Below are 24760 nucleotides of genomic sequence, written 5' to 3' on the forward strand. Positions count from 1 at the left end.
ACCCGAACCCACAATAAATTATTGATATTAAATCAATGGGTTATAACGAAATATTTTTATGAATATAAAACCATGGTCAGCCCATGCGCTTATGCAGGGCTTATCACCTTCTTATTAAGTCGCAATGTCTCATGGGAGTGCGAAGATGCTGCAATATTACAGGCGAGAAGGGGGAACCAAATTTTGCCCACCTATTTAACACACCCCTACATTATGAACAAGGAATTTAGGATTTTTATCATTTATTAAAACGTTTCGCGCTTAACTATTGAGTTAAAAAACAATTTAGCAATTGATTGTTTCATTGTAAAAAAAAGAACGTATGACACTGTTATCAATAAATAAAACACGTCAGTAATGGTGATGATGTTTTTCGATTAACTATTTAAGTCATGCATAATAAACAGATTGACAATTTCCCTGTAAAGCAGAAGAAAATAATAAAATTTTGGCGGTGAATATTAAACGATATGATAGTTGAGATATTGATTATTTCTGGTGGTTGATGCGGAATTAAACCAGGCAGGATTGAATTTTGGTCATATCTATTTTTCAGGAGATTATTATTAAATAAAAAATAACGATAGTGATTATCATTGGTTGAGCTGGAGCCACATATGCCAGCGAGTACGTCCGTCCGGAGCCTTCCTTAACTTCAGAGAAAGAGCCGATGGAAGAACAATCATCAGGCTCTTTTTGCGTTACACGCGCCGGTAAGGAGGTGCCTTGTATGAAGGCGTCTCCGACAACCACCAGTTCACTCCAGACTCAGAGTGGTTTATTAATCGCGTCATAAAGATGGTTCAACGTTTTCAGGCGCTGCTTGTATGCTTTCGTCAGGCAGGTTGTATCGCCACCACACTGGCGACGTTCAGCCAGCCATAGTACCTGTGAGTCATGCAGTTCCCCGGCGGCTCCCATCGCGTAAAGCCCATGAAGAAATTGATACTTAACACTCATCTCCACATCCAAATCGTTGAGGCTATGTGATGAGCAAATTGCTTTTTCATCCGCACTGCGGGACTGGCGGCAGTCAAAACTGGCTGCCGTGGCGGAGAAAGCAGGGAGAGTGATGATGAGAAACGCGGTAAGAATATTTTTCACTGGCCGATCTCCCCGGAGCGAATAACGGGCCCCGGAGCCATGGTCAGGGTTTTATTTCTCAACAACCTGAAAGCCATCGCCTCTCCGGTTTTCACTGACAGTTCACAGGCGAAGTGAAAGGTCGTCCAGTTAATCCCCCTACGGTACTGACCATTACCTGTCAGCAGTGCAGGTGAGATCAGACGCTGCATATTATGTTTTCCCTGATCGAAAATAACCTTATCTACGTCGGTATACCGCTTCTGTAGTTCTTTCAGTGCGAGTGGTCGGCAAATAAATTCGGCCACACGTTGAGCTTCTGTCCAGTTGGTATAGACAAAATTACGGTCATCTTTCCCTTTTACCTCGTGATTAATGACGTTATTCAGGTGTTCTACCTGGGCAGGGTTCAATGTGACGTTCGCTGCAAATGCAAATCCGGTATACATACAGGATATTGCGGTAATTATAACCAAACGTTTAAAACTCATAAATACTCCGTTACGCATAAGTTTCTACATTTACTGTGCAATGACAATGTAAGATCCAGGAATAATTAACATGCTGCGCTGAATCAATTTTTTATGGTTAATCAGGTCGTTCGGGTGTAGGCCTGAATATGCTGTAATGCAAATTTCCGCTTGCCTAAAATAAAATCTCCTCGCCGATATTGAGACCTGTGGATACGGGGATGACCTGATTGCCGGACAAGAATTTAATGTCATTACACGGCGAATACTTATGAATTACTTAGGCAACATGGGCATAACTATCAGATAACAGTATCTGTGGCATAGGCGCGGGTAAGTCAGTGTTTTGCACTATGTATAGCCTGTCTATTAAGAGATGTTGTGGTAAATAAAAAACAAAATAACATAATAAAAATATAATTAGGAATATTTATAAAGACGTTTTTAATCAATTGATATGGCTGCGATTATTTTTATTGTCAGGCGATTTTCCCATTATTTTTTATTCTCAATATGTTGATCTGCATTGCTTTTTTGATTTCCATATTGCCTTAGTATCGAGTTAATGAAGTATTGTGATTAATTTGACTTTAATTGAATTACGAGAGGGAGCTATGAGTGACAGCTTCCAGCGGGAGATACCGAAGGCCCGTATTAATCTGAAATTAGAACTGCACACTGGGGGAGCAAGTAAGAAAACAGAATTACCCCTGAAGTTACTGGTTGCGGGTGATTTTAGTAATGGTCAGGAATCCGCGCCATTATCTGAACGTAAAAAAGTTAATCTTAACAAAAATAATTTTGATGCAGTCCTTTCTGAATATTCCCCAAAAGTAAATCTTATCGTTAATAACACACTTGCTGATGACGGTAGTGAAGACAGCATCAGGTTAACATTCCAGAGCATAAAGGATTTCTCCCCGGAACAGGTCTCCCGACAAATACCACAGCTAAAAGCCATGCTTTCCATGCGTAATTTACTTCGTGATTTAAAAGCGAACCTTCTGGATAACCAGACTTTCCGTAAAGAACTGGAAAACATTTTGCTGGACCCGGCATTAAGTGCAGAACTCAGAGCAGAACTTTCCGCTCTGGCACCTAAACAGCCGTAACGGTCATGACGATTTAACGGATTAATAAGGAAAATGTTGATGTCTGTAAAAAATGAGAATGCCGCTGGTGGCGAGAGTGTGGTGCTTGAACATCCTGCTGCCGCAGGAGTTTATGCTTCCCTGTTTGAAAAAATTAATCTCAACCCGGTCTCTGAGCTGAGTTCTCTGGATATCTGGCAGGACGCACAGGCGATGTCGGATGCCACTGCGGATGAACGTTTAACGGCCGGGATGCAGGTGTTCCTGGAGTGTCTGACAAAATCGGGATCGAAAGTCGAAAAGCTCGACAAAAATCTGATTGACCACCATATCGCTGAACTGGATTACCAGATCAGCCGTCAGCTTGATGCCGTTATGCATCATGAGGACTTTCAGGCGGTAGAAAGTCTGTGGCGCGGCGTGAAATCGCTGGTCGATAAAACAGATTTCCGCCAGAACGTGAAAATTGAACTGCTGGATATATCTAAAGAAGACCTGCGTCAGGACTTTGAAGATAGCCCGGAAATTATCCAGAGTGGTTTGTACAAACATACCTACATTGATGAGTATGACACGCCGGGTGGCGAGCCAATTGCCGCGCTGATTTCCGCTTATGAGTTTGATGCATCTGCGCAGGATGTGGCGCTGATGCGTAATTTATCAAAAGTGTCCGCAGCGGCTCATATGCCATTTATCGGTTCTGCAGGTCCGAAATTTTTCCTGAAAGAGTCAATGGAAGACGTTGCGGCCATCAAAGATATCGGTAACTACTTTGACCGCGCCGAGTACATTAAATGGAAAAGTTTCAGGGATACGGACGATTCCCGTTATCTGGGGCTGGTTATGCCACGCGTGCTGGGTCGCCTGCCGTATGGCCCGGACACTGTACCGGTGCGTAGTTTTAATTATGTTGAAGAGGTGAAAGGCCCGGATCACGATAAATACCTGTGGACCAATGCCACCTTTGCTTTTGCGGCCAACATGGTGAAAAGCTTCATCAATAACGGTTGGTGTGTACAAATCCGTGGTCCACAGGCGGGTGGTGCGGTGCAGGATCTGCCAATTCACCTGTATGATCTTGGCACCGGCAACCAGGTAAAAATCCCCTCAGAGGTGATGATCCCGGAAACCCGCGAGTTCGAGTTCGCGAATCTTGGTTTCATTCCCCTGTCGTACTACAAAAATCGCGATTATGCGTGTTTCTTCTCGGCGAACTCCACGCAAAAACCCGCTCTCTACGATACTGCGGATGCTACTGCCAACAGCCGCATCAATGCGCGTCTGCCTTACATCTTCCTGCTGTCGCGCATCGCTCATTACCTGAAGCTGATTCAACGTGAAAACATTGGCACCACCAAGGATCGCCGGTTGCTGGAACTGGAGCTTAACACCTGGGTTCGTGGTCTTGTGACTGAAATGACCGACCCGGGTGATGAGTTGCAGGCATCTCACCCGCTGCGTGATGCGAAAGTTGTGGTGGAAGACATTGATGATAATCCGGGCTTCTTCCGCGTGAAACTCTACGCCGTACCGCACTTTCAGGTGGAAGGGATGGACATCAATCTCTCACTGGTTTCCCAGATGCCGAAAGCCAAGTCGTAAGGCGAGGGGAAATCAGGGATGAAAATTTTTCGCCCACTTTGGGAGGATGGGGCCGCGCTGGCCCCACAACAGTTCCAGCAGCAGGCTCGCTGGGACGAACATATTGCCGACACTGTTGCAGGAATGGGAATTTCCCATCCCTGGGGCGTGGTGAATGCTGAATTCGATACCGCAGCCCTTGTATTGTCACGCCTGAATGCTACCCGTCTGGTGGTACGTTTTCAGGACGGCACGATGGTTGATACTGACCTGGCGGATAATCTTCCACCGGTCTGTGATTTATCCGTCGCAAACGGTTCTGAGGTTGTTGAAGTCGTTGTGGCGCTGCCGTTGCTGAGTGCCAGTGGTGGCAATCTGGATAATGGTCAGGACAGTGAGCGCCCGCGTCGCTGGAAATCTGAACGCCTAGTGGTTCAGGAGCTTGCCGGGCATGAAAGTGGTGAACTGGCCATTTTGCGTAATGCCGTCACGCTTCGTTTATCTACGCAGGAAAATACCGCTTACCTGACTTGTCCGGTGGCTCGTCTGGCACGTAATGCGCAGGGACAGTGGAATCGTGATCCGTCTTTTATCCCGCCGATGCTCTCGATTGCGGCAAGCCCTTTGCTTGTGGCTGAACTGAGCGATCTGTTGGTTCGTCTGCAGGCACGACGTAAGCGTCTGATGGCGATGCGTCGCGAAAGCAACGAGCGTCTGGCCGATTTTGCGGTGGCTGATGTTTCTCTGTTCTGGCTACTCAATGCCCTGAATAGCGCCGAGCCCGTGCTGACCGAACTGATGCAGACTCCGGGACGCCACCCGGAGCTGCTCTACCGTGAATTGACCCGCCTGGCAGGCAGCCTGCTGACGTTTTCACTGGAGCACGATGCCAGTGATATTCCTGTTTATCAGCATGATACGCCTGAACGAGTGTTCCCGCCGTTGCTGGCTCTGCTCGATAAATTGCTGGAAGCCAGTCTGCCCTCCCGGGTTATCAGTATTCAACTGGATCATGCCGATCAGTTCTGGAAAGGATCGCTGCATGATGCCCGCTTGCGTGAAGGGGCTGATTTCTATCTTTCCGTTCGCTCCTCCATGCCGAATCACGAACTGCAAGTGACATTCCCGCAGCTTTGTAAGGCGGGCAGTCTCGATGACGTTTCAGATGTCGTGAACGTGGCGCTGAGTGGCATGGTTATAAAACCACTCAGCCATGTGCCTGCGGCGATCCCTCTGCGCCTTGAAAACCAGTTCTTCTCTCTGGATCTGAGTACCGATGCGGCGCGGGCGATGCTGGAGGCGGGTAGCTGTACCTTTTACACCCCGTGCTCACTGGGGGAGGTGAAACTTGAACTGTTTGCGGTGTTACGCGCATGAATAATTCCAGTCTCAGCCAGATTGAACAGATTTTCTATCCAGGCTGGTTGATGGCCAGCCAGCTACGCGGCGGGCAAGAAGTTCGGGACGGGGACGGGCTTTATCGCCGGGCCTGCCGTCTGGTTCAGGAAGCGCGCAAATCGCTTTCGGATGCGGGCTACAGTGATAGCAGCCAGGAGCACATGGTATACGCGCTGTGCGCCTTGCTGGATGAAAGCGTTCTCAATCGGGGCGCTTCTGACGATGGTTATCTGGCCTGGCGCCGTGATCCGTTGCAGGCACATTTCTTCGGTACTTTGAACGCAGGTGAGGTGTTATGGGAGCGTATCCGCAACCTGTTGAAAGAGTCCGCACCGGACATGGCCGTGCTGACCTGTATGTACCGTACTTTACAACTGGGATTTGTCGGACAGTACCGGGCGCAGAATGACGAACGTCGTGAAGACGTGGTGCGTGCGCTGGGGGAACGAGTGCCCGCTTTTACGCTTGCTCAGGATGCGCCGATTGTCGCCAGGGTATCCAGTCTGCGCAGCGGTCGCCGACTGTACTGGCTTTCCTGGATTATCGGGGCGGCAGTACTGGCTGCGCTGTGGTACTTCTTCTCTTCCTCCCTCACCGAACTGGTGAGTCAGACGGTCAGGCCGGGGTAAAGGATGCGTGATGTTTACCGGAGTCTGTTAACCGTCCTGGCGGGCGTACTGGCACTGTGGCTTATCCTGGGATTCTGGTCACCGTCGGTCGGGGGCCGTGCGGCATTCAGCCTGCTGATTATTTTGGTCTGTGGGGGAATGCTCTGGCGTCAGTATCGGACATTACTGATACGGGCACCGGCGCTCAGAGATATTGTAGTTGAGTCTCTGCCACCGGAAGATTTTCAGGGTGCAGTCATTCTGGTGTGTGGCGATAACAGCGCATTATTTGCTGCGGGGACACGGCATCGTGAAACCCGTCAGGGCTGGTATCTGTGGGTAAAAGATGCAGAGCAGTTGCCATTGTTGGCTCAACACCTGAGTCAGATTCGTTCGGCTCTGGTGTCACAGATCTCGATATTGTTGGCTATCTTACCCGAACGCCACACCTCGGATGCGGAGTTAACCCAGAGTCTGCGTGGTTGGCAGCGTGCTGCTGCGCAATGCCATATCTCACTTGGTCAACTCCCGCCGCAGTGGATCGTTATCTGGCTGTCACCGCCAGTCGCTTGTGTTGAAGCTGAGCCGGTCTGGTTTACTACTGTCAGCCAACGGGCAGGACTCCAGGTATATCAACCCGGTCAGGGGAATTTGTCACTGACCGACTGGGCTCAAGAAACAACTTCGGGTGAGTGGCTGTCCCGCCTGAGCCAGGTGCTATGGCTGGACAGTGGACTTGCCTGGCTGAATACCGCAGTTAACAGTCTGCTGTCGGAGCGTCAGGGAGAACTGCCAGCTCTGAAGCCCTGTATACAAGGGCTGTGCATGGCTCCCGTGAGCGGTCTCGCCGGCAATCTCTGGCAACAACACATTGCCTCTGTTACTGCGCTGCCGCCTGATACGGTGGAGAGCGGTGAGCTTTTGCCGTTGCCTGAACTACTGCTGTCGGCGCTGCCGCGTCGTCGTGGCGTCAGTCGTCGGATGGTGTTCTGGCGCTATGCCGGGCTGCTGGGGGGCATTTTTCTTGCACTGGCGATGCTGGCGTCCTGGGTTAACAATCAGCGTCTGATCCGCAATGTCGGCGACCATCTTGCCTTATACCACCGTCTCTCCGACGCCCCTCTCACGCCTAAACTCCAGGCACAGCAGCGTCTGCGCGCTGATGGCGCACTGCTGGAAGACTGGCAGCGGCGCGGTGAACCTCTGCGTTATCGCCTCGGGTTGTATCAGGGGGGGCGTCTGATACCTGCTGTTGAAGCCGCCGTGAATGACTTGCCGCTACCACCATCACTATCACCGTCACCGCAGACGGTTATCAAAAAAATCGTACAGGAGCCGAAGACTATCCGCCTTGACAGCATGTCGCTGTTCGATTCCGGCAAATCGGCGCTGAAAGCCGGGTCCACCAAAATGCTGGTTAATTCGCTGGTGGGCGTCAAGGCAAGGCCTGGCTGGCTGATTGTGGTCGCCGGTCACACAGATAACACCGGCAACGCACAACGAAATCAGACGCTTTCTCAGAAACGTGCCGAAGCGGTGCGCGACTGGATGCATGACACCGGTGACGTGCCGGAAAGCTGTTTTGCGGTGCAGGGCTATGGTGCAAGTCGCCCGCTCGCAACCAATGACACCCCGGAAGGCCGTGCGCTAAACCGCCGTGTCGAAATCAGTCTGGTATCACAGGCTAATGCCTGTCAGATACCGGGTCACACCCTGGCGTCATCGCAGGATGATGGCGCATCACAACATAATAGAGAGTAATTCCATGGCAATTCCTGTTTATCTTTGGCTGAAGGACGATGGCGGCGCGGACATCAAAGGGTCTGTGGACGTTCAGGATCGTGAAGGCAGCATCGAAGTGGTGGCTCAGGAACACAACCTGTACATCCCGACCGATAACAACACAGGCAAGCTGACCGGCACCCGAATCCACACTCCGTTCCTGTTTACCAAGGAAATCGATTCCTCCAGCCCATATCTGTACAAGGCGGTGACCACCGGACAGACCCTCAAGTCTGCAGAATTCAAGTGGTACAAAATTAACGATGCGGGTCAGGAGGTCGAGTACTTCAACACCAAACTTGAGAACGTGAAAGTGGTGAAGGTGAACCCTGTAATGCACGACATCAAAGATCCTTCTTTCGAGAAGCACAACCACCTTGAGCAGATCGAACTGCGCTACGAAAAAATCACCTGGACCTACAAAGACGGCAACATCATTCATTCCGATTCATGGAACGAACGCGCGACCGCGTAAGTCACGAGCGGACAGAGTTTCTCTGTCCGCTTTTTCGTTTTTGCTGAACGTCTGAAGTCAACGGGCTTTCAGCAAAGAACCCACAATCTGCCAGCCTGACCGTATGCGCTTTGGTCTCCTTCCTGGGAAACAGCGAGGGGCGGTAGCGTGTCCAGGAACCGACAAAGAGAGAAATTCATGGAAAATCCAGCCATCCTGCTGCGACGTTTGAACCCTTACTGTGCCCGTGCGATGGAAGGGGCGGCTTCGCTCTGCCAGACCCGTGCGCATACGGAAATTCTGCCGGAGCACTGGCTGCTGAAATTGCTGGAGCAGGGCGAGGGCGATCTCACTGTGCTGGCTCGTCGCTACGAGTGGGACATGGACAGCCTCTGGCAGGATTTGCTTGGCTGGCTCGACAAACAACCGCGCTCAGTGCGCCGTCGTCCGCAGCTTTCAGAAAACATCCAGACGCTGATGCAAGAAGCCTGGCTGATTGCCTCACTGGCGGGTGAGGCACAGATCCGAAGTCATCACCTGATGATGGCACTGGTTGATAAGCAGAACCTGGTGCGTTGCGATGGTCTGTGGCCATTATTGACCCTGGGTCTGAGTCAGTTGGAACGCCTGCGTCCGTTACTGGATGCTCAGTCAGACGAGCGTCCTGAAGTGCAACAGGAAGCGGAGCTGGCGTTTGTTGGAAGTCCCGTTGTCGCGGAGATAAAAGAGGGAGAACTCAGCCCGGCACTGCAAAACGTGCTGGATAAGTTTACCCTCGACGTCACTGCCAAAGCCCGCGAAGGCAAAATCGATCCAGTATTTGGGCGTGATACTGAAATCCGCCAGATGGTGGATATTCTTTCTCGCCGCCGAAAAAACAACCCGATTCTGGTCGGTGAGCCGGGTGTCGGTAAAACGGCACTGGTAGAAGGGCTGGCGCTCAGAATCGCTGAAGGCAATGTGCCGGAGTCGCTCAAACCTGTCGTGCTACGCACTCTTGATCTCGGTCTGCTGCAGGCAGGAGCGGGTGTGAAGGGGGAATTTGAACAGCGTCTGAAAAACGTGATTGATGCAGTGCAGCAGTCACCAGTACCAGTTTTGCTGTTTATCGATGAAGCGCACACTATCATTGGCGCGGGTAACCAGGCTGGTGGTGCGGATGCCGCCAACCTGTTGAAACCGGCACTGGCGCGTGGTGAATTACGAACCATCGCCGCTACAACCTGGTCTGAATACAAACAATTTTTCGAACGCGATGCCGCACTTGAGCGCCGCTTTCAGATGGTGAAAGTGGACGAGCCCGACGATGACACCGCCTGCCTGATGCTGCGTGGCCTGAAATCTCGCTACGCCGGACACCATAATGTGCATATCACCGACGATGCGGTTCGCGCTGCCGTTACGCTTTCCCGACGTTATCTCACAGGCCGCCAGCTACCGGACAAAGCCGTTGACCTGCTCGACACCGCAAGCGCCCGTGTGCGCATGAGTCTCGACACCGTGCCTGAACAACTGACCCGTATCCGTTCCCGGATCACCGCTCTTGAAATGGAGAGGCAGGCACTACAGGAAGACATGGCTGTCGGTAGTCAAAACTACGGTGAACGCCTGACGGCAATAGAACAGGAAAAGAACACCTTCAGCGTTGAACTCAACGAACTGGAAACCCGGTACGGTCAGGAGCTGAAACTTACCGAACAACTGCTGGAAAGCCGCCAGGACATTTCCCGTCAGTGTAAAACGTACTCCCTGCAACAGGAGTTGAACGGTATGCAGCACAACAACCCGTTACTTTCAGTCGATGTGGATGTGCGTACCGTTGCTACCGTGATTGCTGACTGGACGGGCGTCCCGCTGTCGTCGCTGATGAAAGACGAGCAGATCGAACTGCTGACGCTGGAAAACGAAATCGGCAAACGCGTAGTCGGGCAGAATGTGGCGCTTGAAGCCATCTCCCGGCGCCTGCGTGCCGCGAAAACAGGCCTCACATCTGAGAATGGCCCACAGGGTGTGTTCCTGCTGGTTGGCCCAAGTGGTGTAGGGAAAACCGAAACGGCGCTGGCGCTGGCTGACGTCATGTACGGCGGTGAAAAATCACTGATTACCATCAACCTGTCCGAGTATCAGGAGCCGCACACCGTCTCCCAACTGAAAGGCTCTCCTCCGGGATACGTCGGCTACGGGCAGGGGGGCATCCTCACCGAAGCGGTGCGCAAGCGCCCGTACAGCGTGGTGCTGCTCGATGAAGTCGAAAAAGCGCATCGTGACGTGATGAATCTGTTCTATCAGGTTTTTGATCGGGGCTTTATGCGCGATGGCGAAGGCCGTGAAATCGATTTTCGCAATACGGTCATTCTGATGACCTCAAACCTTGGCAGCGACTATGTAATGCAGTTGCTTGATGAACAGCCAGATGCCAGTGAAGGCGACCTGCACGAACTGCTGCGCCCGATCCTGCGCGAACACTTCCAGCCTGCGCTGCTTGCCCGCTTCCAGACGGTGATTTATCGCCCGCTAACGGAAGCGGCGATGCGTGCCATCGTGGCAATGAAACTCTTACAGGTCAGCACGCGCTTGCATCGCCACTATGGCCTGACCACATATGTTGACGAGAGTCTGTATGACGCTTTGACCAGTGCCTGCCTGCTACCGGACACCGGAGCGCGCAATATCGACAACCTGCTCAACCAGCAAATTTTGCCGGTACTGAGTCAGCAATTGCTGGTTCATATGGCGGCGAAACAAAAGCCGATTTCGCTGACGCTGGGCTGGAATGATGATGAAGGGATTGGACTGGAGTTTAAACCTGGCTAAAGGAGCTAAGTGATTATCCGATGGAACAGTAGGCACGGATTATTGCTGATAATTTTGTACTGCAAAAATTTGGGTATTTTGAAATGAGACTGTTGTTATTAAAGGTCATTATTAGTGCCGTTGGGCTGGAGCCATAATCACTCTTTTTCTTACCGGCTGAATCCCTTATTTAATCCCGCAACCTGCCCGCCGGTAACAGCGTCATGGACAACGGGTTATCTCATGGAGTCAATATTATGAGTCTGACAGATACGCTGAATAACGCCCTGTCTGCATTAACTGAAGGCGGGCTGAACCGCTACCGTCTGGATATTCCGTCCTGTACCGCATCGCCGGATGTGGAGTCCTTCAGGGGTGAGGAGTGCATGAGCGGGCTGTATCAGTACACCGTTCTGTTTACCAGCAGAGACCTGAACATCAGTGCATCGCAGTTACTGAGTAAACCGGCGACGCTGACCATGGGAACCGGGCCACTGACGGGGCTGAGCGGGCAGAAAGTGGTGCACGGGGTGGTGACAGATTTCAGTCGTGTCAGCGGTTCACGTGACCAGGCGACGTACCGGATAATTATTGAGCCGTTTCTGTCCCTGCTGGGCAGGCAGTACCGCACCCACCGTTTTTTCGTCAATAAATCTGTACCGGAAGTGGTCACCGTCGTCCTGCAGGAGCATGGTCTTAAAGGCTGGGAGTATGAGTTCACTCTTAAAGCCGGTTATCCGAAGCGTGAGCAGATAAACCAGTACCGGGAAAGTGACCTGGCGTTTATTGAGCGCCTGCTGGCTGAAGTGGGGATATTTTATTTTTTCACCCTGCAGCCGGACACCCTGACGGAAGTGGTGCACTTTGCCGACAGGCAGAGCGCCTGGACCTTCGGTAAAACGCTGGCGCTCAGCAGTCCGTCGGGGATGAGTGACAATGGCGCGGATTCGGTGTGGGGGATTAACGTCCGGCATCATGTGGTGGCGCGTTCGGTGACGGCGGATGATTACAATCACCGTGAAGCGCAGAACATCCTGACGTCGGTGCCGGCGGACATGACCCGTGGCGACGGGGAAGGGAACACCTACGGGGATGTGTACCATTACCTGCCGCGTCATCTTGAACGGGGCGACAAAATCACCCCGGCGGCGGAAACCGGCAATTTCTGGGCGCGGCTTGAGCATGAACGCTTTCTGTCCGGGCAGACAATGGTCAGCGGCAGCAGTAATGATGCCCGGCTTTCTCCGGCTCAGGTGCTGACCATCAGTGAACGGGCCGTTCCGCCGACCCTGCCGTCAGAAACGGACAACGGTATTGTGATTATCCGCACGGTTTACAGTGCGAGCCGTAAGGATGCCCTGACCGTGACGTGGGAAGGGATGCCGTATTACGAAAACCGCTGCTGGCGCCCGGCGGCTAAAAAACGGCCGGTGGTGAGCGGGACAATGACGGCGCGGGTGACCAGCGCCAGGGACAACGATATCCACGCGTGGCAGGATGCGTCGGGGATGTACCGGGTGAAGTTCGATGCCGACCGTGACGACAAAGGTCAGGGCATGGAAAGTATGCCGGTGCGCTTTGCCAGACCGTACGGCGGGGATAAATACGGTTTTCACTTCCCGCTGATACAGGGGACGGAGGTTGCCATCGCGTTCCATGAAGGCGACCCGGACCGGCCGTATATCGCCCATGCGCTGCACGACTCGCGCCACGCAGACCCCGTCACCGAAGCCAACAACACGCGCAATGTAATCCGCACAGCCGGCCTGAACAAACTGCGGATGGAGGACAGGCGCGGTGAGGAGCATATCAAGCTCAGTACGGAGTACGGGGGAAAGACGCAGCTGAATCTGGGGCATAACGTGGATGCCTCCCGCGAACTGCGCGGGGAAGGGGCGGAGCTGCGCACAAATGACTGGGTCAGCGTTCGTGGTGGTAAGGGAGTTCTGCTTACTGCAGATGCTCAGCCTGACGTCGGCAGTAAAATGCTTGAAATGGACCGGGCTGTAGAACAACTGGAGCAGGCACTTACGCTGGCAAGAAGCCTTCAGTCAGCCGCGAAAGGGGCGAAGGCAACGGAATCTGATATCGACAATCAAAAGACGCTTAATAGCTCACTGAAATATTTGAAAATGCCAGGAATGCTGGCTGTTGCACCGGCTGGAATCGGCATTCTAAGTCCTGAGACTGTCCGACTTGCTTCAGGTGGGGCAAGTATTGGCCTCATGTCAGGTAAAAACACCGATATTAGCGCCGGGCAATCATTCACTGTAGCGGCAAGCAAGTCTGTAAGTTTGTTTGCACAAGCAGCAGGAATGAAAATGTATGCTGGGGCAGGGAAGGTTGATATTCAGGCACAATCTGATGCCATGAATGTTTCAGCATTACAGGACATTACTCTCACCAGTGGTGAGGGAAGCGTGAAGGTGAATGCCAGCAAGGAACTGATTTTAAGTTGTGGTGGTGCTTATATAAAGCTCAGTGGTGGGAATATTGAACTGGGCTGTTCAGGGAATATTTTGCTGAAAGCGGCCAATGTTAATCAGACGGGAGCTGCGACACTTGATTCTCAACCTCTTACTTTCCCTAAGGGGTATAGCGGAACGTTTACTGTTACCGATCCTGAATCAGGGGATATCAAACCATTCACTAGTTATAGAGTAACCCCTCCAGATGGCGAGGTACTTGAAGGAATATCTGACTCGTCAGGGAAGACTGCACCGTTTTACTCATCGACACCAGGTAATGTAAAAATTGAGTTTCCACGTGAGATAAAAGATGAAGGTCTTGGGCATTGGGTTACTGTTGATCATGATTATTACGGGTTGAAGAATACTGCAATTATGGCAATCAACCGTTTAACTTCTATGGGAGATGAGGGCCGTATTTTTGGTTCTGAAGGGAAGGACTATATGAATACGAAAAGAGATAAAATCCAGGAATGGCAGCCTTTGCCATCTGATACTACAGCCGAGATAGAGCAGCAATCAGCAGTATATCGTTACGGAGAACAGAGAAAGGTAACGCAAACTTTTTTGGAAGGTGATGATGCCTGGGCTGTTACAGGTCAGTCGTGGCACTGGCAACCAACGACCGCTGATGATGTCTATGAGGGAATTAAATGAAACTTAGATTAAAACAGAAACATATATTGTATTGTTGGGCGGTGTTTGATCTCTTTTTCATCGTCAGATTTATCTGGCTGAATATCTCTCGGGGACGAATTCCTTTAATTGATGATATATTGTCTTTTAGCCATATTTATCCTCAGCAAGGGGCGTATTCGCAAGTCCTTTTTTCTTTTTCGTTATTGCTTAATGTCTCGATTGTTTTTTCTGCTGTAATGTTCTTAAAAAAGTGGAAGTATGTGAATTGGGTTGTCTATATTCAAACACCATTCAGATTGTTCTTCATGATCCCTTCTATTTCGATATTGCCATGGATGTTTAAAACTATGTCAATCAAAGTAGGGGCGATATTTCTTGCCGCTGTATTCTTATCGGAGATAATTAAGGTTGGGACATTTTATCTTACAAGAGAAAAGAGCTCATAAATTTTTTAACCTGCATAAAGAGGGATGTTTATGGTAGGAAATACATTAGTAACATCTGTGACGCATACAGAGGAAAAAGCTACGACTGGAAAACAGAAACCTTACTGGGTTGAAATTCAGTTGGTTGATGAGCAGGGAGATCCCGTAGCGAATATACCATGGCGTGCTGAAAGTTCGCATCCAGTATCCGGACCAGTTGATAACCTTACGTATACGGGTCAAAGTCAGGCAGATGGGCTTATTCGCATTGATATGCCGCATGGGCTTGAATTAAGGCTGGCGTTAGATGGCAATCAACTGGCTACGGAAATGGAAAAACGTGCCTTACGTGTTAGCCGCGATGCAGAAAATGATTCTGTTGTGCGTCCTGAAGCTGAAGAAAAAGGGTATATCTGGCATTATGCCGTTATCGGTGAACTTTGTCAGAGTTCACCAAACCTTGAATTAAGACCTGGGGAAATGTTACCCGCATATCACTTTCCTGCAAATACGGCATTTAAGGGCTTTAAATTCCGAACGAATGAACTTGAAAAACGTCATGTAATAGAAATATGCCCCTTCAGATCGTGGGAGCTTGTTCTACACCATCAAAAGGACTATTCCATTGCGAATGGAATTAACCTTGGGGCGGCAGCGACGCTTGCCTATGCAAATGGCAGTACTCTGGATACGGTGTCAATTACACGTTTTTTTATTAACCAGTGCCAGGATCTTTCTCGCTTACCCCAACTTTATAAAGATGGTTCCGCATGGAATACATTAGTACAGGATGTTCCCTACAGTAATCGATATTATCCTCCAGTGTTTATGGATACCTCGCGAGATACTTCGCCTAAGGTAGACAGTAAGAATTCGCATGGAACAGCACAGGCAAAGGAAAATACTGCTGTGACAAAGGCAGACGGTGATACGCAGCTTTATTATGTTTATAACGTGGATAAGATAATCGTTGCCTGGCGTGGGACGGCTAGCTTGTTTGATGTAGGAACGGATATTGAGTTCAGACCAGTAAGTCCAGAACTATGCGATATAAATAAAACGGGATGTAGTACGTTACTTTCTGCTGGAAAAGTACATACGGGATTTTGGAGTGGATATAGTCGGGTTGAAAAGAAATTTAATAAAGAAATACTAGAGTTATTGAAAACCATTGAAAGTAGAATGCTATTTATCTGTGGGCATAGTTTAGGTGGTGCATTAGCATTAATTCATGCAGCAAAACTGAAGGACTATTATCCGATACTTTACACCTATGGAATGCCGCGAACCTTTACCCGCGATGCAGTGATGCAATTGTCGGAGATTACCCATTTCCGTCATGTTAACGATAATGATCCAATTCCAGCCGTACCCGTAGAAGCCAACCTGGATAACGAGTTATATAAATTATGGGGATGGTTGGGGGGGACACTGGGCTTTTTCTGGTCGTTGGGTGAACTTCTGGCTTACCAGATGGTAACCTGGGGGGATTGCTTCTGGCATCACGGCAATACGGTAGCCTTTCTCACGGTTACTCAGAGTCGGGAATGGAAAGAATGCAAAAGAGATCTGCCAACGCCGGCAGGGTGTATTACCATCAGAAAATTACTTCCACTTAAAGCTAAACTTTACCTGGTTCCTGCGTTGGCGGAGCAGGAGATGCAGCAGGCAGGTCAGAAGCAGAAAGAATTTAAAGCATCACTGACGCAAGCAGATCTAACTGACTTTTTCCCCAAAGGTTGTAATCCGGACAGAGGCGTAAATGTAAATATTTTTGACCACTTTATGACCTCCTATATGCCCTATATGTATAACAAAGTATTAGAGCTGATTGATAACGCTGGAATAGTGGAAAAGCGTACTTTTACTGAGCATCAGTATAACGTTGATTCATTCAGAGAGCAGATGGCAGAAAATAAAAATGACATACCGGAGAGAGAATTAGTAAGAAATAACATTTTTCTGAATATAGAAGGACTGCTTGACGCATCGCTTTCCCCAACGTTGTCCATGCCATCTGGCAACGATACGCTTTTGCGGTTTGCTCAATATGGAGAAGAGGTAATGGAAAATGTATAACCAATCAAAAATTATACTGCTTTCCTTAGTATTGTTTTCATCGGCAGGTTGCAGCATAAGTAGAGCTGTTAACAAGACTTTATCTCCACCGCCAGATACAAAATGGGTCAATGTTGAAGTAAAAAATCCATCTCAGTATACGAAACCTTTCCCGCTTGAGGTCAGATACATCTCGTATGAATGTATGAAAAAAAGAATCAGTGGATTTGATGGCTCTGTTATCACAGAACCCAGCTACAACGTTATTGGGATCCCCATGCAGCAGGAGAGTGGGGACATCTGGAAAGGGAAAGTCGCTATGACAGGTGGCGGCTCATGCAAATGGACGTTGAGTGCGGTCAATTTAGGTATCGAATATATAGATGCTACACATCTTGGCAAAGATCTTGTACCCGGAACAGCGGTAGGGATTTCGCTCGCTTTTGATAATGATGCTTCCAGAAACGGACAATATACTGCAACTGAGGGCGATTTAAATTTATCACCAAAATATTATCCCTATATATCTGAATGGAATCTAGGCGAAAAAAAGAAAGAATTGTCCCTTTTAGGTAAGGAAAGCTTCCTGTCCTTAAGTGTTTATAATGTAAATCAAATTAAATTTGCACCTGTAATAGATGAAAGCAAAATTGTGAAATATATCGGGATAGAAAAGAAAATTAAAGGAGCGCATTCAAAAATAGAGTATCCAGATGGCAGCATTATATCCGATGGGACTGTGTTTCCTGATTTTGATAAGGTTGATAAAATGAAAATTAAAAAATAAAAATGGCAGTTTTTTTGTTAAATGCATGAGGCAGGTTAATTATTGTAAGTGCAGACCTGTAATATATTTTTACGATTGACTTAATACGGAGAAGAAGGGATTGAAAATACATAACCAATCAAAAATTATTCTGATTTCCTTAGTATTGTTTTCATCGACAGGTTGTAGCATAAGTAGAACTGTTAACAAGACATTATTTCTATCAGTAGATACAAAATAGTTCAATTTCGTTTTTAACTCTTTATTAGTGACAGAATTCTTTAAACCTTAACAGGATAAATTCATTGTGGCTAACGGTCTGGTATTACTTGGAGATAAAACAACGCATGGTGGCAAAGTTAACTCGGCCTCCTCCAATATTACTGTTGATGGAAAAAAGGTTGCTTTAGTTGGTGATTTTGTTTGCTGTCCGATTATAGGGCATGGAACGAATCCCATCGTGGAAGGATCACCACACCGTACCTTTAACGGTCGTGCTGTTGTCGTCGATGGTTGCCAATGCCTGTGCGGGTGTAAGGTCATTTCGAGTGCTAAGAATAGTACGGTAGGACAATAAATGGGCTGGGAAAGGTCGAAAGCAACAACGATGGAGTTACCTTCTGAACCCTCTTTCATGGGGTGGCTTTTAGCAGGTGGTACTACCGTGGTTGTGGGTGTGTTGCTGTTTATTCTTCATGCGTCAGGCATGGTTAAGGCATTGTCTGGATTCAACATTTGGTGGCTGGCATCAAGCCCAGTGCTTTGCTGGTTTTTCCTTTTTTGCTTGCGGGGCTGGCTTTGGGGCAGAACGTTTGATGAGCACCAGTTTTTGCAGAAGGAAGCTGAATATGGGCAACATCAGTGGGAATCCTGGGCGGGGCGTTATCTGGCGGTGCTTGGTAGCAGCATTCTGTTACCTTCAGGTGTAACCGCCAGGGCCATCTCGAAATCAGAGGCATCAGATGTGCCGTCCCTTTTTTCACTGACCAGCCATTTTGACGCTCAATCCGTAATGTCTGGTTCTTTATTAGAGCTGGGGCTTGCCAGTGTGCAGAACGCAATCGCGATGCTGCCAGATACAGTGCTACTTAATATTACTGTTGTAAGTGATGAAATTTCTGCAGACTCCGATTCCCAATTTCGAAAAATCTGGGAAAGCATATATCCAGAGCGCGCTATCTCTGGTTCTATTTCCTTTTGCGAAACCCTTTCTTTTTCCTGGATTGAAGAACGCCTTAAGAGCCCAGTTATGGATATCGATTTGCTCCTCATATTGCAGAAGCATGGGGCTGAACAATATTCCGATGCACTGGCGAGTGTGCTTCTTACCAGCGATGATGTAGCTGAAAAATATCAATTTCCTCATTCTGCCCGCATTTTGCGACCGATGCCGCTGGATATGGCTCATTTCAAAGCTGATGTGGGATTGTTTCTGGAAACACAAACGATCGCATCTCAGACATCAAAAGTTTATTGCGACTATGGGCACTGGAATGACTGGTTTGCTGAATTAATGATGGCTTCTCAATTACATCAAACATCATGGGCTCCCCAGGATATTGATGCACTGGAAAAATATAACGGTATTCCGGGGGCAGGTAGTGCATGGTTTTTGGCCGCATTACTCTCCGATATTACATCTGTTAGCCAGACATCAGTTTTAGGTCTGTTTACTTCTGGAACTGATCATTTTGTCAGTACAGTTACTTCAGGGAGCAATAATAATGATGTCGGCTAGTTTATGGAGCAGAGGAGGGCTTGTTGGCATCGTTGCCCTAATTTCTCTTGCCATACTGAGTTTGATACTGCATTTCGGCCCTCAGTATGGTCTCGATACACGCCTGAAAGAGGCGCTGGCATTTGTATCTGTGTGGCTTGTCCTGCTGATTATTCGTTACACGCCGTTTGTGTTCCGATTTATGCGAGAAAAATATCACCGCTGGCAGGAACAGAAGAATAATGTGTTGCCTTTTGATGAACAGAGAGTTGCCAGCACGCCACCCCACAATGTCACCGTCGACACCATCCGTCTCGCCATGCGTAATCTCTACGGTCGTCGCTGGGGACGTAAAACCCGCATCCTGTTGATAACCGGTACACCATCAGATGTTGAGCTGCTGACCCCTAAACTGACCGCTCAATTCTGGCAAGAAGATCGTGGCACTCTGCTTTTGTGGGGCGGTGATCTCAATACGCCAGCCGACAATATCTGGTTGACTGCACTACGCAAACTGCGCCGCCGCCCGGTGGATGGTCTGGTGTGGGTCACCTCGGCTTTCGACCAGTTGTCTGTTCCTGGTCTGGAACAGCCGTTGCCCGTGCCTTCTGAAAGCGCAATGGACTCTCTTTCTCATGCCATAAGCAGCCGCATGGAGGCGCTGGGCTGGAAGATTCCCCTGTATATCTGGTCATTGCATCCGCGAGCGGGTAAGCCTGAAGGACGTGTTGTGCAGGCTGCTGGCTGCCAACTGCCCGCCGGGTGTTGTACCGAAGGGTTAGCTAAACAATTGGCTATCCTGACGCCGGAACTGACTTTACAGGGGCTACAACAGACCTGTGGTGAGGTGAAACATAACTTTTTGTTGAGGCTTGCCGACCAGCTTATCCGTAAACCGGAGAGCGTGACCGCACCGCTGTCGGCGATGCTTAATCCATACCGTCCGCTGCCTCTGGCTGGGCTGGTGTTCAGTCAACCCTCTGCCAGCGGTGAACGTGCCGTGCCGCATCAATGGGGAATGGACAAATGCTGGGATGCTCTGCCTGAATCTGTTCGGATGCTTCCTGCCGCACTGCGTCCCGTCAGGCCGGGCATTCCATGGCAGAAGGTTATAGCGTCTGTTATTGCCCTGGTGATGGTGGGTTGGGGAGGCTGGATGGGCGTCTCCTGGAGGACTAATCGTGGTCAGATTAATACTGCAAATACCCAGGCAGCGATGGCTTCCCGACAAAACCAGCCACTGGAGCAACGCTTGTACGCACTGTTTGAACTGCAAAAAACGTTGGCTCGTCTGCAGTATCGCTCTGAGCATGGTGTGCCCTGGTATGAAAAGGCGGGATTAAGTCAGAACAATGCGTTGCTGACGGCACTCTGGCCTCGTTATCAGGAAATCGCACTGCCGCTGTTGCGGGATGCGGCTGCAGATCACCTACAAAAGCAGGTCAGCGCCTTTAATGCGCTGCCACCAGATAGCCCGCTGCGGGAGCAAAGGGCAAAAAGCACCTGGGAACAGCTTAAGCTCTACCTGATGCTGGCGCGTCCTGAACATATGGACGCCGCCTGGTTCAGATCTGCTTTGCTGAACAACTGGCCGAAACGTCACGGTGTGAAAGACGGTGTCTGGCAAGGAATGGCTCCATCATTGTTGTCGTTCTATGCTGCGCAGTTGGTCACGCATCCTGAGTGGAAGATCCATGCTGATGAAAGCATGGTCAGCCAGGCTCGCTCGCTGTTGGTTCGGTTGATGGGGGTGCGTAACAGTGAGTCGAGCCTCTATCAGAAGATGCTTTCGCAGGTGGCGCACTTGTATGTCGATATGCGCCTGGAGGATATGACCGGTGATACCGATGCTGCCCGCCTGTTCAGTACTACCGAAATTGTACCGGGGATGTTCACCCGTCAGGCATGGGAGCAGGCGGTACAGCCTGCCATCGAGAAAGTAGTGAAGTCGCGGCGGGACGAGCTCGATTGGGTACTCACGGACAGTAAGCGTCAGGCGAATAAATCGGACGAAACCTCCCCTGAGGCGCTGAAAAATCGCCTGACGGATCGCTATTTCGCAGACTTTGGCGGAGCCTGGCTGGAGTTCCTTAATAGCCTGAGCTGGAACCAGGCCGCTACGCTGTCGGACTCCATTGACCAGTTGACCCTGATGGCTGACGTGCGTCAGTCACCTCTGGTGGCGTTGATGAACACCCTGAACGTGCAGGGGCGCACCGGGCAGACCGGTGAAGCAATTTCAGATTCATTGGTGAAATCAGCCAAAAATCTGCTGGGCGATGCCAACAAGGATGCTATTGACCAGAGCGTAGGTGTACATGGACCGCTGGATGCAACATTCGGCCCGGTGCTGGAGTTGATGGACAAGAGCCGCACGGGTGCACAGGAGCAGAGTCTGCAGTCGTACCTGACTCGTGTGACTCAGGTGCGCCTGCGCCTGCAACAGGTGATCAATGCCGCCGATCCGCAGGCGATGACCCAAACGATTGCTCAGACGGTATTCCAGGGCAAAGCTGTAGATCTAACCGATACTCGTGACTACGGTAGCCTGATTGCCGCCGGGCTTGGTCAGGAGTGGAGTGGCTTTGGGCGCGCGGTGTTTGTAAATCCGATGGAGCAGGCCTGGCAGTTGGTTCTGACCCCTGCGGCGGACAGTCTTAATGCCCAGTGGCAGCAAGCGGTGGTTGCCGAGTGGAACTCCGCCTTTGGCGGGAGTTATCCGTTCAACAACGCCAGCAGCGATGTATCTTTGCCGCTGCTTGCCAAATACCTCAATGTTGATTCCGGTCGTATTTCGCAGTTTTTGCAGACACGCCTGAAAGGCGTACTGCACAAGAATGGGAATAATTGGGTGCCGGACAGTATCAATTCGCAAGGGCTGGCTTTTAACCCGGCGTTTCTCAACGCTATCAACACATTGAGCTATATCTCGGATGTTGCCTTTACCGAAGGTAATGCCGGGATGAGGTTCGAACTGCGCCCAGGCACTTCTGATGGCGTGATGCAAACCGACATGATTATCGACAGCCAAAAACTGACCTATGTGAATCAGATGCCGGCGTGGAGGAGCTTCACCTGGCCTGCGGACACAGAAGCGCCTGGCGTGAGCCTGAGCTGGATAAGTACCCAGGCTGGCACCCGTCAGTATGCGGATATTCCCGGAACGTGGGGCTGGATACGCCTGCTTGATAAGGCTGAGATCAGTGCTTATCCAGGCGTCGGCAGTAGCTACACACTGAGCTGGAAAGCTCAGGATGGACGCCTGCTCAATTATACCTTGCGTTCCGAGGCGGGAGAGGGGCCGCTGGCACTGTTGAAACTGCGTAACTTTCGTCTGCCGGGAACCATCTTCAACACGGTCAGAGTGGCAGCGTCAAACCAGCTTGCCAGCGCGACCAGTAATGCAGAGGCGGTTGACTGATGAGTACGCTGGATACTTTATTTAGAGCTTGCCAGACAGAGCAGGCGATACTGCTAGGCGCTACTGGTGAGCGTGTGGTGCAGTGGAACAACTGGTTGCTGCCGTTATCAGGGACATCATCTGTAGGGGAAGACCCGGGGTATGACGATGACTTCCAGCAAATGCGCGAGGAGGTCAATAAACTCTCCGGGGCAGATACCGAACTCATTTGCCGACTGGCGGAGAAGTTGCTCACCACCACCGCCAAAGATATCCGTGTGGCGACGTATTACTGCTGGGCCAGGCTGCATCGTGAAGGCGAGCAGGGGCTGGCAGAAGGTCTTGAGCTGCTGGCCGGTCTGATAGACCGCTTCGGCACGCAGCTGCATCCGCAGCGTGACCGCAGCCGTAAGGCAGCACTGGAGTGGCTGGCTGGTTCACGTATGACTGATTCCCTTTCACTGTATCCGGAAGTGGTCAGGGAAGATGCGTTGCGTACCACCGGTGCGCTGCTTCTGATAGCTCAGCTAACCGAAAACGAATCGGATGAAACCCGTCCTGAACTGAATGCGCTGTATGGCGCACTGGAAAACCGCCTGCAGAAAGCGGGTGGCGTGGATGCGGTTGTACCACAGAACGCCAGCGGCACCGAGATACCGTCCACGGCGAGCCAGAGCGATGCTCCGGATATCGGGCGGATCACTTCCGGCCAGGATTTGCTGGCGCAGGCACGCACACTCAGTGAATACCTGCGAGAACAGCCCGACGGTTGGTTGTCAGCGCACCATCTTATGAAAAGTCTGCGTCACGACACCCTGCGGGCTATTCCGGCTCCGGATGCGCAGGGACGCACACGTATCGAGCCTCCCAGGGCTGACCAGCGAGCACTGCTCAAGCGCCTTTACCTGCAACAAAACTGGGCGGAAATGCTGGAAACGGCAGACAGCACTTTTTCCCGTGGTGCTAATCATTTGTGGCTGGATCTGCAGTGGTATATCCATCAGGCACTGACGAAGTCCGGTAAAGACACTCTGGCCGCCATCATTGCCGCTGACCTGAAAGGGCTACTGAAGCGGCTCTCCGGGCTGGAGACGCTAGCGTTCAGTGACGGAACGCCGTTTGCCGATGAAGTAACGCTGAACTGGCTCCAACAGAGTGTGCTGGATACGACGGGGGGATGGAGCAATGACACATCATCTGCCCCGCTAATAGCCAGTAATGATGACATTCTGGCGCTGGAACCTGAAGCCGTGGCACTGGCTGATAATGAAGGCCCGGATGCTGCATTGGGATGGTTACAGACCCAGCCCGGCATAACGACAGTTCGCCAGAAGTGGCTGTTGCGCCTGTTGATGGGGCGCATTGCTGAACAGTACGGTAAAAATGATCTGGCGGTGCACCTGTTTGCTGAGTTGGGTGAGCGTGCCAGAGAAGTGGTTCTTAGCGACTGGGAACCTGAACTGTTGTTTGAAGTTCAGGCTCGCCATCTGAAACTCCTGCGGCTGAAAGCCGGTCGAAGTGAGGCAGACAAGGTTCGGCTCGGACCAGTCATGGAAAAATTGCTCGGCGGGCTGATTCAGCTCGATCCGGCGCGAGCCGCAGTGTTGTGTAGTTAGAGAATGTTATTAACTGGATAAAAATTTATTTATCAGGAGGATGAATCGGAATGGCTCATAAAAAAGAAGGAACATTACGGAGGTTAAATTTGGGTGAAATTTAACTGATTAGCGCAATATTTATGTCAATCACTCCATATAACAAAATATGAGTTCATTGCAGTAGTTGTCTTCCCTTTAATTTACAGAGCGAATAAAAATCTCTGGCTTATACATCTTTTATTGATATCTGTTTATTCATCCTTACGGGTTGTCCTGGTTCTGGAGATGGAATCATGCCAGAAGAGGAGGTTGAGGTTAGTTCATCTGATGGAATTGTCTGTTTTTGTGCTCTCAATACTGAAGGCTATCGATGGTCAGATATCGCTATTTATCCCAGAAATATGTCTGGCGGTCGGCGGAAATATATAT

At 50.3% G+C, this 24760-nt stretch carries 16 protein-coding genes; 14 read left to right on the plus strand and 2 right to left on the minus strand.

Features of this window, described 5'->3' with window-relative positions; genetic code table 11:
* Positions 1-768 precede the first annotated feature (768 nt).
* Both A7Z29_RS04380 and A7Z29_RS04385 read right to left on the minus strand, forming a co-directional pair.
* Complete coding sequence (locus A7Z29_RS04380; RefSeq protein WP_000789901.1) at positions 769-1104, minus strand: lysozyme inhibitor LprI family protein; 336 nt, start codon at positions 1102-1104, stop codon at positions 769-771.
* Positions 1101-1574 carry a hypothetical protein gene (locus A7Z29_RS04385; RefSeq protein ID WP_105289839.1) on the minus strand — a complete coding sequence of 158 codons (474 nt, stop codon included), beginning with the start codon at positions 1572-1574 and terminating at the stop codon, positions 1101-1103. Before A7Z29_RS04385 ends, A7Z29_RS04380 begins: the two co-directional genes overlap by 4 nt.
* A gap of 593 nt (positions 1575-2167) precedes the next feature.
* On the opposite strand from A7Z29_RS04385, the gene tssB reads away from it, so the two are divergent.
* The 14 genes from tssB to tssA all read left to right on the plus strand — a co-directional run bounded on the left by tssB (position 2168) and on the right by tssA (position 24349).
* Entirely contained in the window at positions 2168-2665 is a 498-nt protein-coding gene (tssB, locus tag A7Z29_RS04390; protein WP_105289840.1) for a type VI secretion system contractile sheath small subunit, read from the plus strand.
* A gap of 33 nt (positions 2666-2698) precedes the next feature.
* Complete coding sequence (tssC, locus tag A7Z29_RS04395; RefSeq protein WP_000930188.1) at positions 2699-4246, plus strand: type VI secretion system contractile sheath large subunit; 1548 nt, start codon at positions 2699-2701, stop codon at positions 4244-4246.
* A gap of 18 nt (positions 4247-4264) precedes the next feature.
* The gene (tssK, locus tag A7Z29_RS04400; RefSeq protein WP_105289841.1) at positions 4265-5602 is read left to right on the plus strand and encodes a type VI secretion system baseplate subunit TssK; all 1338 of its coding nucleotides are present in this window, start codon (positions 4265-4267) and stop codon (positions 5600-5602) included.
* Positions 5599-6252 carry a type VI secretion system protein TssL, short form gene (tssL, locus tag A7Z29_RS04405; RefSeq protein ID WP_105289842.1) on the plus strand — a complete coding sequence of 218 codons (654 nt, stop codon included), beginning with the start codon at positions 5599-5601 and terminating at the stop codon, positions 6250-6252. The genes tssK and tssL overlap by 4 nt, the downstream gene beginning before the upstream one ends.
* Positions 6253-6255: 3 nt before the next feature.
* Complete coding sequence (locus A7Z29_RS04410) at positions 6256-7992, plus strand: OmpA family protein (protein ID WP_105289843.1); 1737 nt, start codon at positions 6256-6258, stop codon at positions 7990-7992.
* Positions 7993-7996: 4 nt separating this feature from the next.
* Positions 7997-8488: a type VI secretion system effector Hcp gene (gene hcp, locus A7Z29_RS04415; protein ID WP_001007319.1), complete on the plus strand. Its 492-nt coding sequence runs from the start codon at positions 7997-7999 to the stop codon at positions 8486-8488.
* Positions 8489-8665: 177 nt separating this feature from the next.
* On the plus strand, positions 8666-11281 hold the full coding sequence (gene tssH, locus A7Z29_RS04420; protein ID WP_105289844.1) for a type VI secretion system ATPase TssH: 2616 nt from the start codon (positions 8666-8668) through the stop codon (positions 11279-11281).
* Between the two features lie 236 nt (positions 11282-11517).
* Positions 11518-14385: a type VI secretion system Vgr family protein gene (locus tag A7Z29_RS04425; RefSeq protein WP_286135292.1), complete on the plus strand. Its 2868-nt coding sequence runs from the start codon at positions 11518-11520 to the stop codon at positions 14383-14385.
* Positions 14386-14843: 458 nt separating this feature from the next.
* Positions 14844-16871, plus strand: a complete 2028-nt coding sequence (locus A7Z29_RS04435) for a lipase family protein (RefSeq protein WP_000232996.1) — start codon at positions 14844-14846, stop codon at positions 16869-16871.
* Positions 16864-17637, plus strand: coding sequence for a hypothetical protein (locus A7Z29_RS04440; protein ID WP_105289846.1), 774 nt, complete (start codon positions 16864-16866; stop codon positions 17635-17637). The genes A7Z29_RS04435 and A7Z29_RS04440 overlap by 8 nt, the downstream gene beginning before the upstream one ends.
* A 286-nt stretch (positions 17638-17923) precedes the next feature.
* Positions 17924-18193 carry a PAAR domain-containing protein gene (locus A7Z29_RS04445; protein ID WP_094185004.1) on the plus strand — a complete coding sequence of 90 codons (270 nt, stop codon included), beginning with the start codon at positions 17924-17926 and terminating at the stop codon, positions 18191-18193.
* Positions 18194-19354: a hypothetical protein gene (locus A7Z29_RS04450; RefSeq protein WP_105279444.1), complete on the plus strand. Its 1161-nt coding sequence runs from the start codon at positions 18194-18196 to the stop codon at positions 19352-19354.
* Positions 19341-22754, plus strand: a complete 3414-nt coding sequence (locus A7Z29_RS04455) for an ImcF-related family protein (RefSeq protein ID WP_105289847.1) — start codon at positions 19341-19343, stop codon at positions 22752-22754. Before A7Z29_RS04450 ends, A7Z29_RS04455 begins: the two co-directional genes overlap by 14 nt.
* On the plus strand, positions 22754-24349 hold the full coding sequence (gene tssA, locus A7Z29_RS04460; RefSeq protein ID WP_105289848.1) for a type VI secretion system protein TssA: 1596 nt from the start codon (positions 22754-22756) through the stop codon (positions 24347-24349). Before A7Z29_RS04455 ends, tssA begins: the two co-directional genes overlap by 1 nt.
* Positions 24350-24760: the final 411 nt, after the last annotated feature.

Origin of the sequence: Escherichia sp. MOD1-EC6842 (assembly GCF_002965705.1) — a bacterium.
GTDB classification, from domain to species: domain Bacteria; phylum Pseudomonadota; class Gammaproteobacteria; order Enterobacterales; family Enterobacteriaceae; genus Escherichia; species Escherichia ruysiae.

Excerpts from the sequence above, each read along its gene's own strand:
- A7Z29_RS04425 (WP_286135292.1), top strand. The coding sequence starts at position 11,518 with ATGAGTCTGACAGATACGCTGAATAACGCCCTGTCTGCATTAACTGAA.
- A7Z29_RS04455 (WP_105289847.1), top strand. The coding sequence starts at position 19,341 with ATGATGTCGGCTAGTTTATGGAGCAGAGGAGGGCTTGTTGGCATCGTT.
- tssK (WP_105289841.1), top strand. The coding sequence starts at position 4,265 with ATGAAAATTTTTCGCCCACTTTGGGAGGATGGGGCCGCGCTGGCCCCA.
- A7Z29_RS04440 (WP_105289846.1), top strand. The coding sequence starts at position 16,864 with ATGTATAACCAATCAAAAATTATACTGCTTTCCTTAGTATTGTTTTCA.
- tssA (WP_105289848.1), top strand. The coding sequence starts at position 22,754 with ATGAGTACGCTGGATACTTTATTTAGAGCTTGCCAGACAGAGCAGGCG.
- tssB (WP_105289840.1), top strand. The coding sequence starts at position 2,168 with ATGAGTGACAGCTTCCAGCGGGAGATACCGAAGGCCCGTATTAATCTG.
- tssL (WP_105289842.1), top strand. The coding sequence starts at position 5,599 with ATGAATAATTCCAGTCTCAGCCAGATTGAACAGATTTTCTATCCAGGC.
- tssC (WP_000930188.1), top strand. The coding sequence starts at position 2,699 with ATGTTGATGTCTGTAAAAAATGAGAATGCCGCTGGTGGCGAGAGTGTG.
- tssH (WP_105289844.1), top strand. The coding sequence starts at position 8,666 with ATGGAAAATCCAGCCATCCTGCTGCGACGTTTGAACCCTTACTGTGCC.
- A7Z29_RS04435 (WP_000232996.1), top strand. The coding sequence starts at position 14,844 with ATGGTAGGAAATACATTAGTAACATCTGTGACGCATACAGAGGAAAAA.
- A7Z29_RS04410 (WP_105289843.1), top strand. The coding sequence starts at position 6,256 with ATGCGTGATGTTTACCGGAGTCTGTTAACCGTCCTGGCGGGCGTACTG.
- hcp (WP_001007319.1), top strand. The coding sequence starts at position 7,997 with ATGGCAATTCCTGTTTATCTTTGGCTGAAGGACGATGGCGGCGCGGAC.
- A7Z29_RS04450 (WP_105279444.1), top strand. The coding sequence starts at position 18,194 with ATGGGCTGGGAAAGGTCGAAAGCAACAACGATGGAGTTACCTTCTGAA.
- A7Z29_RS04385 (WP_105289839.1), bottom strand. The coding sequence starts at position 1,574 with ATGAGTTTTAAACGTTTGGTTATAATTACCGCAATATCCTGTATGTAT.